The 13,929-nt window shown below is 69.7% G+C and carries 10 protein-coding genes and 1 riboswitch; of the genes, 9 read left to right on the top strand and 1 reads right to left on the bottom strand.

Annotated elements, in window-relative coordinates; all coding sequences use genetic code 11:
• Nucleotides 1–61 precede the first annotated feature (61 nt).
• The 4 genes from AC07OQ_RS17010 to AC07OQ_RS16995 all read left to right on the top strand — a co-directional run bounded on the left by AC07OQ_RS17010 (nt 62) and on the right by AC07OQ_RS16995 (nt 5,057).
• Nucleotides 62–1,390 (top strand): NAD(P)/FAD-dependent oxidoreductase, encoded by a 1,329-nt coding sequence (locus AC07OQ_RS17010; protein WP_495054315.1) that lies wholly within the window; start codon nt 62–64, stop codon nt 1,388–1,390.
• A 151-nt stretch (nt 1,391–1,541) separates the two neighbouring features.
• Entirely contained in the window at nt 1,542–2,120 is a 579-nt protein-coding gene (locus AC07OQ_RS17005; protein WP_495054314.1) for a PEP-CTERM sorting domain-containing protein, read from the top strand.
• 13 nt (nt 2,121–2,133) lie between these two features.
• On the top strand, nt 2,134–4,353 hold the full coding sequence (locus AC07OQ_RS17000; protein WP_495054313.1) for a phosphocholine-specific phospholipase C: 2,220 nt from the start codon (nt 2,134–2,136) through the stop codon (nt 4,351–4,353).
• A gap of 14 nt (nt 4,354–4,367) precedes the next feature.
• The gene (locus AC07OQ_RS16995; RefSeq protein WP_495054312.1) at nt 4,368–5,057 is read left to right on the top strand and encodes a PEP-CTERM sorting domain-containing protein; all 690 of its coding nucleotides are present in this window, start codon (nt 4,368–4,370) and stop codon (nt 5,055–5,057) included.
• 86 nt (nt 5,058–5,143) lie between these two features.
• Here AC07OQ_RS16995 and AC07OQ_RS16990 read toward each other — a convergent pair whose 3' ends face one another.
• Entirely contained in the window at nt 5,144–5,533 is a 390-nt protein-coding gene (locus AC07OQ_RS16990; RefSeq protein WP_495054311.1) for a VOC family protein, read from the bottom strand.
• A gap of 73 nt (nt 5,534–5,606) precedes the next feature.
• Here AC07OQ_RS16990 and AC07OQ_RS16985 point away from each other — a divergent pair, with 73 nt between their 5' ends.
• From AC07OQ_RS16985 to AC07OQ_RS16965, 5 genes are all read left to right on the top strand, one after another.
• A complete protein-coding gene (locus AC07OQ_RS16985; protein ID WP_495054310.1) occupies nt 5,607–6,965 on the top strand; it encodes a M16 family metallopeptidase in 1,359 nt (452 codons plus the stop codon).
• The gene (locus tag AC07OQ_RS16980) at nt 6,962–8,437 is read left to right on the top strand and encodes a M16 family metallopeptidase (protein WP_495054309.1); all 1,476 of its coding nucleotides are present in this window, start codon (nt 6,962–6,964) and stop codon (nt 8,435–8,437) included. Before AC07OQ_RS16985 ends, AC07OQ_RS16980 begins: the two co-directional genes overlap by 4 nt.
• Before the next feature lie 25 nt (nt 8,438–8,462).
• Nucleotides 8,463–8,644, top strand: a riboswitch (yybP-ykoY riboswitch).
• A gap of 12 nt (nt 8,645–8,656) precedes the next feature.
• On the top strand, nt 8,657–9,238 hold the full coding sequence (locus AC07OQ_RS16975; RefSeq protein ID WP_495054308.1) for a TMEM165/GDT1 family protein: 582 nt from the start codon (nt 8,657–8,659) through the stop codon (nt 9,236–9,238).
• 178 nt (nt 9,239–9,416) lie between these two features.
• Complete coding sequence (locus AC07OQ_RS16970; RefSeq protein ID WP_495054307.1) at nt 9,417–12,176, top strand: TonB-dependent receptor; 2,760 nt, start codon at nt 9,417–9,419, stop codon at nt 12,174–12,176.
• Nucleotides 12,177–12,318: 142 nt separating this feature from the next.
• Nucleotides 12,319–13,893 carry an esterase/lipase family protein gene (locus AC07OQ_RS16965; protein ID WP_495054306.1) on the top strand — a complete coding sequence of 525 codons (1,575 nt, stop codon included), beginning with the start codon at nt 12,319–12,321 and terminating at the stop codon, nt 13,891–13,893.
• Nucleotides 13,894–13,929 lie beyond the last annotated feature (36 nt).

Raw genomic sequence — 13,929 nt, 5'->3', positions numbered from 1 at the left:
CTCCCGGTCGTTTGCATCGCCTGAGTCAGAATGCGCCGAACTGGGCAGCGCGGGAGCAGTGATGAGCAGTGCAAGACCTCATGTGGTGATCGTCGGCTGTGGTTTCGGCGGCCTGGAGGCCGCCCGCACCCTGGGCGATGCCGCGCTGGACGTCACCCTGATCGACCGCAGCAACCACCACCTGTTCCAGCCGCTGCTCTACCAGGTGGCCACCGCCGGCCTGTCGGCGCCCTCGATCGCGGCACCGATCCGCCACATGCTGCGGGGGCAGCGCAATGTCACGGTGCTGATGGCCGAGGTCAGCGGCATCGACAAGTCGGAGCGCCGCGTGCTGCTGGCCGACGGCCAGCAGATCGCCTACGACCACCTGATCGTCGCCAGCGGCGCCACCCACAGCTATTTCGGTCATGACGACTGGGCCGAGCATGCGCCCGGGCTGAAGACCCTGGCCGACGCCTTCAGGCTGCGCGCCAGGGTGCTGCGGGCCTTCGAGCAGGCCGAGGTTCTGGCCACCGAGGCCGAGCGCCGGCCCTGGCTCAGCTTCGTCGTGATCGGCGCCGGCCCCACCGGGGTGGAGATGGCCGGCACCCTGGCCGAGATCGCGCGCCATACCCTGAAGGACGAGTTCCGCCGCATCGACCCGAGCCGGGCCCAGGTGCTGCTGCTGGAGGGCTCGCCGCGCGTGCTGCAGGCCTTCAGGCCCGAGTTGTCGGCCAAGGCGCAGGCCCAGCTGGAAGGGCTGGGCGTGCAGGTGCGCACCGGCGCGCGCGTCGTGGCCATCGATGCCGAGGGCGTCGAGGTGGAGGAGGAGGGGGAGGAAGGAGGGCAGGGCCGGCGCAGCCGCATCCCCAGCCGCACCGTGATCTGGGCCGCCGGCGTGGCCGCCTCGCCGCTGGGCAGGGCGCTGGACGTGCCGCTGGACCGCGCCGGCCGCGTCGTCGTCGACGGGCTGCTGAACATCCCCGGCCGGCGCGAGATCTATGTGGTCGGCGACCTGGCCGCGGCGCAGAGCCTGGAGGCCGACGGCACGACGAAGCCGGTGCCCGGCGTCAGCCCGGGCGCCAAGCAGATGGGCCGGCACGCGGCCCGCACGATACTCGCGCGCATCGCCAATCGCCCCGAACCTGTACCGTTTCGTTACGCCGACTACGGGGCCCTGGCCACCATCGGCCGCAAGGCCGCGGTGGCCGATGTCGGGCGCTTCCAGTTCAGCGGCTACTTCGCCTGGCTGTTCTGGCTGTTCGTGCACATCTATTTCCTGATCGGCTTCCGCAACCGCCTGGTCGTGCTGATGGACTGGGCCTGGGCCTACTGGAGCTTCGCGCGCTATGCGCGCGTGGTGGCCGAGACGGCCGACAGCGCGCCGCCCGGCACGGACGGCAAGGCCTGACCCCTGATGGCCGATCCTTAGGGCCTGCTCAGTAACAGGCCCTAGTCCTTTCGGCTCATGCCCGCGTCGTCGGGGCTTCAAAGAGGCCTCCTAGATTGGCGTCCGTTCTCGCAAGCAGATACGGACCGCCGGTCCCTCAGGAGCCCTCACGATGCATTACACCCCCACCCTGCGCGCCGTCGCGCTGGGCGCCGCGCTGGCCTTCGGCCTCGCCGCCGCCCAGGCCGCGGTGCTGAACTTCGACGATCTGCCGGATGGCCAGCTGCCGCTCAGCTACGGCGGCCTGGACTGGTCGGCCGCCGGCTGGACGGCCTTCGCCACGCCCTTCGCGCCCTACACGCCCAGCTCGGGCGCCGGCCGCGTCGCCACCGGCTTCCTGGCCGACGACGCCGGCAGCCTGATCCGCTTCGGCGCCCCCGCCAGCTTCCAGGGCGCTTTCTTCGCCGGCCAGGGCGGCGCGCTGCTCGGCTTCGAGCTGTTCCTGGACGGCCGGCTGGTGCACAGCTCCGCGCGCCTCGACCCCTCGGCCACGCCCAGCTTCCTGGCCAGCGGCTATGCCGGCCTGGTGGATGCGGTGGTGGTGAGGAGCGCCAACCATGGCGAGTTCGTGATGGACGACTTCACCTACTTCACCGCCGCCGTGCCCGAACCCGAGAGCTACGCGCTGATGCTGGCCGGCCTGGCCGGTATCGCCTGCGTCGCCCGTCGCCGTTCGTCCCCGCAAGCCTGACAGGAACTCCATCATGACCCAGCAAGACCGCCGCAGTTTCCTGCGCAACCTGGCCGCCGGTGCCGGCGCTTCCGCCGCGCTCGCCAGCTTCCCGCCCGCCATCCAGCGCGCCCTCGCGATCCCCGCCGCGGTGCGCACCGGCACCATCCAGGACGTCGAGCACATCGTGATCCTGACCCAGGAGAACCGCAGCTTCGACCATTACTTCGGCACGCTGAACGGCGTGCGCGGCTTCGCCGACCCCTTCCCGGTGCCGGTGCTGGACCGCGCCGGCATCGTCGCCGGCAAGAGCGTCTGGGTGCAGCCCGCTGCCGGCGCCGTCACGCCCGGCCGCCCGAACAGCGGCCCGGTGGCGATCGCGCCCTTCCATGTCAACACGGCGCAGAACTTCGCCTATATGCGCATCTCGGGCACGCCGCACAGCTGGACCGACGCCCAGGCCGCCTGGGACCAGGGCCGCATGGACGCCTGGCCCAAGGCCAAGCAGAACCATTCGATGGGCTACTTCAAGGCCGAAGACATCCCCTTCCAGTTCGCGCTGGCCGATGCTTTCACGATCTGCGACCACTACCACTGCAGCACGCAGACCGGCACCAACACGAATCGCCTGTTCCTCTGGAGCGGCACGAACGACCCGCTGCGCCTGGGCAACGGCCCCTCGACCGACAACAGCCACGACTGGTTCAACGAGAACCCGCTGGACGACTACACCTGGACCACCTACCCGGAGCGCCTGCAGTCCGCCGGCATCACGTGGCAGGTCTACCAGAACATGGCCGACAACTTCACCGACAACGCGCTGGCCGGCTTCCGCCCCTTCCGCGACGCCTGGTACGGCCGCCCCGGCTACTCGGCCGAGCTGAAGGCGCGCGGCATCAGCACGCGCGACCTCGACAAGCTCAAGGAGGACGTGCTGGCGGGCAAGCTGCCGCAGGTCAGCTGGATCGTCGCCACCGCCGAGGGCTCCGAGCATCCCGGCCCCTCCAGCCCGGCCCAGGGCGCCGACTACACGGCCAAGGTGCTGGACGCGCTGACCGCGAACCCGGCGGTCTGGAGCAAGACCGTGCTGTTCATCAACTTCGACGAGAACGACGGCTTCTTCGACCATATGCCGCCGCCGGCCGCGCCCAGCTATCTGGCCTGGGACGCCGACCCGGCCAAGGCCCAGCTGGCCGGCGACTCGACGGTGGACTTCAGCGGCGAGCATTGCGAGATCCTGAACGGCGCCTCGCCGCTCTACCTGCACCGCCCCTACGGCCTGGGCCCGCGCGTGCCGATGTACGTGATCTCGCCCTGGAGCAAGGGCGGCTGGGTCAATTCCGAGGTGGCCGACCACAGCTCGGTGATCCGCTTCATCGAGCAGCGCTTCGGCGTGGTCGAGCCGAACATCAGCGCCTGGCGCCGCGCCGTCAGCGGCGACCTGAGCAGCGCCTTCAACTTCGCCGACCCCGAGGACGGCGAGTTCTTCGCCAAGCTGCCCAAGACCCTGGAGCTGGCCACCCGCGCCCGCTCGCTGCCCGGCACCACGACGCCGCCCACGCCCGCCAGCATCGCGGCGCCGGTGCAGGCCGCCGGCCCGCGCCCGGCGCGCGCGCTGCCCTACCAGCTGGCGGTGCTGGCGGCCGTGAAGCCCAATCCGGGCCGCGTCGGCAGCGCCCGCGTCGAGTTGGCCTTCGTCAACAGCGCTCAGGAAGGCCCGGCCGCGGTGTTCCATGTCTACGACCGTCTGAACCTGGCCGAGCTGCCGCGCCGCTACACGGTGGAGCCCGGCAAGCAGCTGCTCGGCAGCTGGACCCCGGCGGCCAGCGGCAGCTACGACCTCTGGGTGCTGGGCCCGAACGGCTTCCACCGCCATTTCAGCGGCAATGCGCGCCGCGTCGCCGCCGCGGCCCAGCCCAACCCGGAAGTCCGCGTCACGGCCGACAAGGTCAATGGCGAGCTGCTGATCGAGTTCGGCAACGCCGGCAGCCTGGTCTGCCAGTTCAGCCTGGTGGCCAACAAGTACTACACCGCGACGGCCGCCAGGCGGCTGAGCGTGGCACCCGGCGCCACCAGCATCCTGCGCCTGCCGCTGGCCGACAGCGCCCACTGGTACGACTTCACGGTGCGCGTCACCGGCCAGGCCGACTGGAGCCGCCGCTTTGCCGGCCACCTGGAAACCGGCGAGGCCTCGATCAGCGATCCGGCCATGGAAGGCCCGGCCCAGCTGAACAAATACCAACTGACCGCCTGATGGAAAGCAAGCTCATGAAGACCTCTGCATGGATCCGCGGCGCCGCCGCGCTGAGCCTGAGCGCCGCCGCCTGCGCGGCCCATGCCGCCGGCTACGGCAGCAACCTGATCGCCAACGGCGGCGCCGAGTCCGGCACCGCCGGCTGGAGCGCCTATGCCGGCACCGCGTTGTTCCAGTCGGTCGACTACGGCAGCAACTGGGTGCTGCCCAGCCAGCCCGGCCCGGCCGAGCGCGGCGGCCAGCTCTTCGTCGGCGGCTCGGGCCAGTCCTATGCGGCCGGCTTCCAGACGCTCGACCTCAGCGCCAATGTCGCCGACTTCGCCACCGGCAAGGTCGCCTTCTCGCTGAGCGGCTGGCTGGGCGGCTGGACCAACCAGGGCGACAACGCCTTCCTGGGCCTGTCCTTCCTGGACGCCGGCAGCAATCTGCTGGGCTTCGCCAGCCTGGGCCCGGTGACCCCGGCCGAGCGCGGCAATCAGACCGGCCTGTTCTTCCGGCAGGCGGGCGGCCATGTGCCGGCCGGCACGACCCAGGTGCTCGTCGAGCTGTCGATGGAGCGCCTGGTCTCGGGCGACAACGACGGCTATGCCGACCAGCTGACCTTCGTGATGAGCGCCGCTCCGGTGCCCGAGCCCTCGACCTATGCGCTGATGGCGCTGGGCCTGGCGGCGGCGGGCTTCGCCGCTCGCCGCCGCAAGGCCTGATCGGGCGAGCACCGCGGATCCGGCTTTGCCTGGCGACGGCCAAGGCCTCCGGCCTTGGCGCGCGTAGCGCGTAGGGGGTGGGCTGTTCAGCCCATCGGGGTGCAGAGCTCGACGAGGCTGCCGTCCGGGCAGCGCACATAGGCGACCGTCTGCCCCCAGGGCTTGGTGAGCGGCGCGCTCAGCGGCACCGCGCCGGCCGCCACCGCACGCTCGAAGGCTGCGGCCACGTCGGCGGTGGCCAGGCCGATCTCCATGCCCAGCGGGCGTTCGCTGGCGTCGGCGGCCAGGTAGTCGCGGCCGACGCTCTCCAGCGCCGTGGCATGGTCGACGAAGGCCAGCGCGGTGGCACCGGTGTCCAGCTCGCCATAGGCGCCGGACTCGTGCAGGAAGCGGCGCGTGAGGCCGAAGGCGCGCTCGTAGAAGTCCAGCGAGGCCGCCACGTCGGCCACGTAGACGATGGTGTAGGCGAAGTTCATGGTGGGTCGTCCCTTTCTTTTGGGGCCTCGATGATGCGCCGCGCTGCTGACAGGCTGTGGCAGCATTGCCCCCATGCACAGTGCCGCCGGACCGAGCCGCCGATCCCTGCTGGCCTGGGCCGCGGGGTCGGGTCTTGCCGGGGCACTGGGCGCGCAGACCCTGGCGCTGCCGCCGCTGGGCCTGCAGAGTCGCAGGCTGGACAACGGCCTGGCGGTGATCGCCGTGCCGATGAGCAGCAGCACGACGGTGGCGGTGCAGCTCTGGTACCGGGTCGGCAGCAAGGACGATCCCATCGGGCGCTCGGGTTTCGCCCATCTCTTCGAGCACATGATGTTCAAGAGCACGCGCCACCTGGCCAGCGAGCAGTTCGACCGCCTGACCGAGGACGTGGGCGGCAGCAACAACGCCTTCACCGCCGAGGACATGACGGTCTATCACAGCGTGGTGCCGGCCAACCACCTGGAGCCGCTGCTGTGGGCCGAGGCCGAGCGCATGGCCAACCTCAATGTCGACCAGGCCGCCTTCGAGAGCGAGCGCGCGGTGGTCAAGGAGGAATACCGCCAGCGCGTGCTGGCCGATCCCTATGGCCGGCTGTTCAACGCCATTCCCGCCTACGGCTATCAGCAGCATCCCTACAAGCGCCCGGTGATCGGCAGTATCGAGGAGCTGGACGCGGCCACCCTGAAGGACGTGCGCGACTTCCACGCCGCCTACTACCGGCCCGACAACGCGGTGCTGATCGTCGCCGGCGCCTTCGATCCCGGCCGGCTGGACGCCTGGGTGGACCATTACTTCGGCAGCATTCCCAGGCCGCGCGGCATGGTGCCGCGGGTCGCCGTCGCCGAGCCGCGCCGCACGCGCGCGGAGCGTCACCGCCTCAGCGCGCCGGGCGTGCCGCTGCCGGCGGCCCTGCTGATCTGGCAGGGGCCGCGCTCCGACAGCGCCGATGTGCCGGCCCTGCTGCTGGCCCAAGCCCTGCTGGCCCAGGGCGACTCCGCACGTCTGGCCGAGGCCCTGGTCTACCGCGAGCACGCGGCCCAGAGCATCGGCTTCGAGCTGCTGCTCAACGCCGACGCCGGTCTGCTGGCGGCGCATGCGATCGCGGCCGGCCCCGACCGGCCGGAGGTCCTGCTGGAACGGCTGGCGCGCGAGGTCGAGCGGCTGGCCGAGGAGCCGGTGCCGCCCCGGGAGCTGGACAAGGCCAAGGCCCAGCTGCTGACCCAGGCGCTGATCGATCGCGAGACGCCCGAAGGGCGCGCGCTGGCCGTCGGCAATGCGCTGCTGCTGCGCGGCAGCGCCGCGGCGGCGGAGCACGAGATCCCGCAGCTGCAGGCCGTCACGCAGGCCGAGGTGCAGCGCGCGCTGCGCCGCTATGTGCTGCAGGGTGCGCGCGTCGAGCTGCTCTATCTCGGCGAGGGCGCGGCACGATGATGATGATGAGGCGCGCCCTGCTGGCGGGCTCGGCCCTGGCGTTGCCGGTGTTGGCGGCGCGGGCCCAGCCGCGCTTCGACCGCATTCCGGCGCCCGGCCCGGCCCTGCCGCCGCCGCTGCCCCAGGTGCAGGACCTGCGCCTGGGCAACGGGCTGCGCCTGGTGCTGGCGCAGCGGCGCGGCTGGCCGCTGGTCAGCGTCAATCTGCTGCTGAATGCCGGCAGCCTGCTGGACCCGCCCGGCAAGGCCGGCCTGGCCCAGCTCTACCTGGACGTGACGGTGCACGGCGCGCGGCGCGGCCGCGCGACCGTCGATGCCGGCGACATCGCTTTTGCGGCCGAAAGCCTGGGCGCCAGCCTGGAGACGAACAGCGGCCCGCAGGCCGGCAGCCTCGGCTTCACGCTGCCGACGCCGCGCCTGGACGAAGGCCTGGCCCTGCTGGCCGACCTGGCGCGCCATCCCAGCTTGCCGGCCTCCGAGCTGGCGCGCAGCCGCAGCCAGGCGCTCGAGACCTACCGCCTGAACCTGGCCGATCCGGCCGCGCTGGCCCAGCTGCTGGGCCGGCGCCTGTACTGGGGCGACAGCGCGGCCGGCCGGCAGGCCACGCCCGCGTCGCTGGCGCGCGTGCGGCGCGAGGATCTGCTGACCCTGCAGCGCCAGCAGCTGCGGCCCGAGCTGAGCACCCTGGTGCTGGCCGGCGACATCGAGGCCGGGCAGGCGCGCGCGCTGGCCGAGCGCCATTTCGGCGGCTGGACCGCGCCACGCACGCCGGGCCTGCGACCCGGTTTCGCGCAGGCGCGGCCGCTGGCGGCACGCACCCTGCTGGTCGACCTGCCCGGCGCCGGCCAGAGCGCCGTGCTGCTGCTGGCGCCGCATGCGGGCGCGGAGGCGGCGGCCGACCAGGTGAGCGGCATGCTGGCCAATGCGGTGCTGGGCCAGGGCTATTCCTCGCGCCTGGGCCAGGAGGTGCGCATCAAGCGCGGCCTCAGCTACGGGGCCAGCAGCCAGATCGAGAGCCTGCCCGGCGGGGGCTGGCTGACTGCCTTCACCCAGACCCGCCACGAGAGTGCGGCCGAGGTGGCGGCGCTGCTGCGCGCCGAGATCGCCCGCATGAGCGCGGCCGAGCTGGGCGCGGCGGAGCTGGCGGCGCGCCGCGCCAGCCTGCTGGGCGAGCATGGACGCAAGCTCGAGACCACCGGCGGCCTGGCCGGCCTGCTGAGCGAGCAACTGCTGCTGGGCCGCGAGCCGAGCGGCCTGGTCGGCCTGCCGCAGGCGCTGGCGGGCGTCGATGCCGCGCGACTGCGCGACTTCGCCCGGCGCTACTGGCGCGACGCGGCGGTGCGCAGCGTGATCGTCGGCGATCTCAAGGCGGCGGGTCCGGCCCTGGGCGCGCTCGATCCGGCGGCCTGGGTGCGGCGCGCGGACGAGCTCGATCTGGACGCCCCGGGCCTGCGGCGCGTGCGGCGCGGCTGAGGCCCCGCGCGGCCGGGATACAATCCGCGCCGTCATTGGGGAGTAGCCGCTGCAGCCATCATCCCGCTGCAGGCCCGCGTCAACACACTTGATCCGTGAGGATCATGGCGCGGGCAGTGCCCGCACCTGGCAAGACCTTTGACCATGCAGCTCGGCACCCCTCACATGGCCGGAGCGGCATGGTCAATCGTGCGTCTTGCTGGCCGTGTGAGCCCCCTTATGGAAGCCTTCCTCGTTTCTACCGGCCTCGTGGCCCTGGCCGAAATCGGCGACAAGACCCAGCTGCTGGCCTTTCTGTTGGCCGCCCGGTTCCGCAAACCGCTGCCGATCTGCCTGGGCATCCTGATCGCCACGGCCGTCAACCATGCCTGCGCCGGCGCCCTGGGCGCCTGGATCACCACCCAGCTCTCGCCGCAGGCGCTGCGCTGGGGCCTGGGCCTGGGCTTTCTGGCGATGGCGGCCTGGACCCTGGTGCCCGACAAGCTCGACGCGCTGGAGGAGGGCGGTGGCAGGCTCAAGCTGGGCGTGCTGGGCACCACCATCGTGGCCTTCTTTCTGGCCGAGATGGGCGACAAGACGCAGATCGCGACGGTGGCGATGGCGGCGCAGTTCAAAGCCTTCTGGGCCGTGGTGGCCGGCACCACGCTCGGGATGATGATCGCCAACGTGCCGGCGGTACTGCTGGGCGATCGCATCGCGGGCCGCATCCCGGTGCGGCTGGTGCATGGCGTGGCGGCCGTGATCTTCGCGCTGCTGGGTCTGGCCGTGCTTGCCGGTCTGGGCGAGGGGTGGATGTTGTAGCACGCTATTCGCCCGGTGAAGAAAGTTTGCTGCATCGAAACGACGTAGGTTTCTACCGATAGGGGCCGACCGACCTGTCCTCGAAGAATCCGAGTCTTGGTCCCTGTGCGCATGGCGCGCAACAGGCCGCGATCAGATCGGCCTGGGGGGAGGACTCCAATCCGATCGAGGTTCATTCATGCGCAAGACCACGAGGCTATGCAGCGCGCTAGCGCTGGCCTATGGCGTCACCGGCATGCCGGCCGCCTGGGCTCAGGAAAATCTGGAGCGGGTGATCGTCACCGGCTCATCGATCAAGCGGCTGGAATCCGAGACCGCGCTGCCGGTCACGGTGATCACCCGCGAGCAGATCGAGAAGACCGGTGCCACTTCCGTGGAAGACATCCTGCGCCGTGTCTCGGCCAGCTCCGCCATGGTGTCGGACACCACGCAGGGTGTCGGCTATGCCACGGCCAACGCGAATCTGCGCGGGCTGGGCGCCAATTCGACGCTGGTGCTGCTGAACGGACGCCGTCTGGCCAATCATCCCTTCGGAACGATCGGCGGCAATGCGGCGGTTGACCTGAACAGCATTCCCTTCGCGGCGATCGAGCGTATCGAAGTGCTGCGCGACGGCGCTTCGGCCGTCTATGGCACCGATGCGGTCGGCGGCGTGATCAACTTCATCACGCGCAAGGACTACCGCAACGGCGAGATCATGATCCGCTACGGCGACACGGAAGCCGGCATCGGTGGCACCGAGCGCGGCGCGTCGATCGCGGTTGGCTTCGGCGATCTGGCGAGCAACGGGTTCAATGTGCTGCTCACGGCGAATGTGCAGAAGAACTCGCGCATCAGGGCCATCGACCAGCAGCTCTACAACCGTGGCGTGCAGGAGATCCCGGGCTCGGATCCGCCCTCGTCGAGCGCACCGTATCCGGGCTTTATCGAAGGTGCGGGCGACTTTGTCGGTGTTGCCCCCGGAGCCTATCCCGAGCTGAATCCGGGCGCCAATTTCGCGCCCTGTGAAGCCCCGTTCGCGTTCCCCACCGTGCGCGGCACGACGCCGAACGGTATGGAGGCCCGAGGCTGCCGTGCCATCTATGCGGCAACGCTGGACAACCTGCCGGATTCGAAGAAGGGCGACATCTTCGGCCGTGCCACCTTCGCGCTTGCCAAGGATCATCAGATCTTTGTCGAGGGCTCCTATGCACGCAACCACACGATCGGCCGCGTCGCTCCGACGCCCATCCGCTACGGCTTCGGGCCCTTCAACGCGCAGAAGTTCGACTTCGAGCCGGTGCTGATGCCGATCACCAGCAAGTACTTCCCGACCGCGCTGCTCACCCAGCTGGGCTATACCGCGGCCGATTACGATCCCGATGGCGACGGCCTGGTGGGCATCGGCCTGCGTGCGTTTCCCGCAGGCAACCGCATCAGCACCAACACCAATGAGCAGAAGCGCCTGGTGGTCGGTGCCAGCGGTATTTTTGCCGGCTGGGACTACGACACCGGTATCAACATCTCGCGCGCCGAAGGCTTGCTGAACTACTCCGGCTACATCCATGAGGACCGCTTTCTGGCGGCCTTGCGCTCCGGCAATCTGAATCCTTTCGGCCCCAGCGATGCGGCCGGTGATGCGTTGTGGGCACAGGCCGGCATGAACGGCGACATGCGCAAGTCGACGAGCACCACGACGGCCTTCGACTTCAAGGTCAGCAAGGAGTTGATGCCCATGGCGGGCGGCAACATGGCCATGGCCCTGGGCACCGATCTGCGCCGCGAGAAGGCCGACGACAAGCCCCTGAATGCCGACTACGCGGCCGGCAAGCACATCGGCGGCGAGGGAACGGTGCCGGCCACGACGGCCTCGCGCAATATCAAGGCCGTGTTCGCCGAGCTGTCGCTTCCCTTTGCCAAGGGCTGGGAAGCCACGATGGCAGCCCGCTACGACCACTACAACGACTTCGGTTCGACATTCAATCCGCGTGCGTCGCTGCGCTTCCAGCCCAGCAAGTCGCTGCTGCTGCGTGCGGCGGCCGGCACGGGCTTCCGCGCGCCGACACTCTGGGACGTCAATTCGCCGGTTTCATTCTCGAACACCGCGGACACGGTCAACGACCCGGAATGCCCGCGCCCGTCCGAGGTCAATGGCCGCTGCGCATCGCAGCTGCCCACGCGCTCGGTGGCTTCCGCCACCCTGAAGCCGGAAAAGAGCCGCCAGTTCTCCGCGGGGGTGGTGTTTGAGCCGACCCGCGACCTCACGATGTCGCTGGACTACTGGCACATCCAAAAGAGGGACCAGATCGGCGTCATCGCGGCCAACAGCCTGCTCGAAGACCCGGTGCTGTACCAGCGTTTCAACAACCGGGTCAAGCGCAATGCCGATGGCTTCATCCTCTATGTCGAGACGCCGGTGGACAACCTCGGCAAGCTGCGCACATCGGGCTTCGACTTCGACGTGCGCGGCGGAGTCGGGCTGGGTGAGGGCGGACGTCTGAACGTCGGCGTGGCCGGCACCTATGTGCATCAATACGATTCGCAGAAGTACGCCGGCGGCCCCTATGGCAAGTTCGCCGGTACCGGTGGCGACAGCACGGTACCTCCGGTGCCGCGCTGGCAACACACCGCCAGCGCCGAATGGCTGTTCCAGAGCTTCGGCTTCACGGTCGAGCATGTCTATACGAGCGGCTGGACGGAGTCGGCCGCGTCGGTGAATGCCAATGTGTTCGTGGATACCCCCCACCGCGTCAGGCCCACCGAGCGCGTCAACATGGCATTCAGCTACTACGGCGTCAAGAACCTGAAGCTGCGCCTCGGCGTGCGCAATGCCTTCGATGAGGAGCCGCCCTATGTGGCATCCTCGTCCTATGGCTCGCATGCGGCCGGCTATGCGGCCTCGTTCGCGGATCCGCGCGGACGCTTCTGGTATGCCACGGCTTCCTATCAGTTCAAGTAACCGCCACTTGCGGCGCATGTCGTCGTGAACGTTAAAGACCCGCCATGATCTGGCGGGTCTTTTTACTTGCGATGGAGGATTGCTCGTACCTTGGGTGCGGGCTATAAGCGGCGGGCGGGCAGCAAGACCCGAGGAGACCGCGATGCAGGCACCGTTCTATCCGATCATCTATGTGCGCGGCTACGCGATGACCGAGAGCGAGCGCGACGAGACCGCGGCCGACCCCTTCTGCGGCTTCAACCTCGGCTCCACGATCTATCGTGCCAGCACCGACAAGCGCGAGCCGCCGAAGAAGTTCGTCTTCGAGTCGCCGCTGCTGCGCCTGGCCGCCGAGTTCGGCTACGGCGATGTGTACGAGAATGGCCTGGACATCATGGATGTCGACTGGCAGCCGCGCGTCGGCAACACCGGCATCCCGGCGCGCTCGGTCGTGGTCTACCGTTATTACGACGATGGCTCGTGCCTGCTGGGCACGGGCAAGGCGCGCGACATCGAGGACTATTCGCGCGGCCTGTCGGCGCTGATCCTGCGCGTGCGCGAGCTGGTCGTCGCGCAGGAGGGCCTGGTCGAAGCGGACTTCCGCTGCTACCTGGTCGCGCATTCGATGGGCGGCCTGGTGGTGCGCGGCTTTCTGCAGAACCCCGAGCTCGGCGACGCGCCGGCGCGCCGCTCGGTCGACAAGATCTTCACCTACGCGACGCCGCACAACGGCATCCAGCTGGCCGGCTTCAAGGTGCCGAGCTGGCTGACCGTGAACGACATCGACAACTTCAACCACAAGCGCATGGCCGGCTACCTGAACCTGCAGGCGGTCTACGACAAGTACCGGCGCGTGGACTTCCTGCCCGCCGAGGTGTTCCCGATCGAGCGCTTCTTCTGCATGGTGGGCACCAACCGGATCGACTACGAGGCCGGCATGGGTCTGTCGCGCACCTTTGCCGGCAATGGCAGCGACGGCCTGGTCAAGGTGGACAACGCCTCGGTCTGGGGTGTGGACCGGCAGCTCAAGATCACCAGGACCGCGGCGACGGCCTACTGCTACCGCGCGCATTCGGGCTTCTTCGGCATCGTCAACAGCGAGGAGGCCTACCAGAACCTGGCGCGCTTCCTGTTCGGCGACGTGCGGGTGGACATCTGGCTGCAGATCGACGAGGTGCGGCTGCCCGAGAAGCTGGAGGCACAGGCCGCGGAGGTCGAGGCGCTCTACCAGTTCGAGCTGCTGGCGCGGCCGCGCGGCAAGCGCTGGTTCCTGAGCCGGCGCACCGCCGAGGAGGACTCGCCGGCCTGTCGCACCCATCAGCAGCTGACGCAGCAGCAGGCCACGGGCGGGAACATGATCTATCTGTCCAGCGTGTTCCTGGCCAACCGCGCCAAGGTCAGCACCCAGGACCGCACGCTGGCCTATGCGATGGACCTGGGCGTGCGCGTGCCCGACTACCAGGTCAACCAGCGCTTCTGGCCCGACCAGCATTTCGAGGGCAGCCATCTGTTCCGCGACAGCCTCTTGATCTCGCTGGAGCCGCCGATCAACGAGGCCGGGGGCGATTGGCAAATCAAGTACGGCTGGGAAAGCGAGCGCGTCGGCGTGGCCACGCGCGCGCTCAGCTACGAGACGGTCAAGGGCGGTGCGCTGCAGATCGAGGTGCCGCTGCCCGCGGGCCAGTCCAAGCCGGGCGTGTCGGGCAGGGTGCTGCTGATCGTGTCGGCGTGGAACTGATGCGGCAGGCCTTCGCGACCCTTTGCCGTAGGGTTG

This window comes from Roseateles sp. GW821-FHT09B06 (assembly GCF_059418245.1).
Note: the sequence above shows the minus strand (reverse complement) of the source record. Positions and strands in the feature narration are given on the sequence as shown.

Excerpts from the sequence above, each read along its gene's own strand:
- AC07OQ_RS16990 (WP_495054311.1), bottom strand. The coding sequence starts at position 5,533 with ATGAACTTCGCCTACACCATCGTCTACGTGGCCGACGTGGCGGCCTCG.
- AC07OQ_RS17010 (WP_495054315.1), top strand. The coding sequence starts at position 62 with ATGAGCAGTGCAAGACCTCATGTGGTGATCGTCGGCTGTGGTTTCGGC.
- AC07OQ_RS17000 (WP_495054313.1), top strand. The coding sequence starts at position 2,134 with ATGACCCAGCAAGACCGCCGCAGTTTCCTGCGCAACCTGGCCGCCGGT.
- AC07OQ_RS16975 (WP_495054308.1), top strand. The coding sequence starts at position 8,657 with ATGGAAGCCTTCCTCGTTTCTACCGGCCTCGTGGCCCTGGCCGAAATC.
- AC07OQ_RS16985 (WP_495054310.1), top strand. The coding sequence starts at position 5,607 with ATGCACAGTGCCGCCGGACCGAGCCGCCGATCCCTGCTGGCCTGGGCC.
- AC07OQ_RS16980 (WP_495054309.1), top strand. The coding sequence starts at position 6,962 with ATGATGATGATGAGGCGCGCCCTGCTGGCGGGCTCGGCCCTGGCGTTG.
- AC07OQ_RS16995 (WP_495054312.1), top strand. The coding sequence starts at position 4,368 with ATGAAGACCTCTGCATGGATCCGCGGCGCCGCCGCGCTGAGCCTGAGC.
- AC07OQ_RS16970 (WP_495054307.1), top strand. The coding sequence starts at position 9,417 with ATGCGCAAGACCACGAGGCTATGCAGCGCGCTAGCGCTGGCCTATGGC.
- AC07OQ_RS17005 (WP_495054314.1), top strand. The coding sequence starts at position 1,542 with ATGCATTACACCCCCACCCTGCGCGCCGTCGCGCTGGGCGCCGCGCTG.
- AC07OQ_RS16965 (WP_495054306.1), top strand. The coding sequence starts at position 12,319 with ATGCAGGCACCGTTCTATCCGATCATCTATGTGCGCGGCTACGCGATG.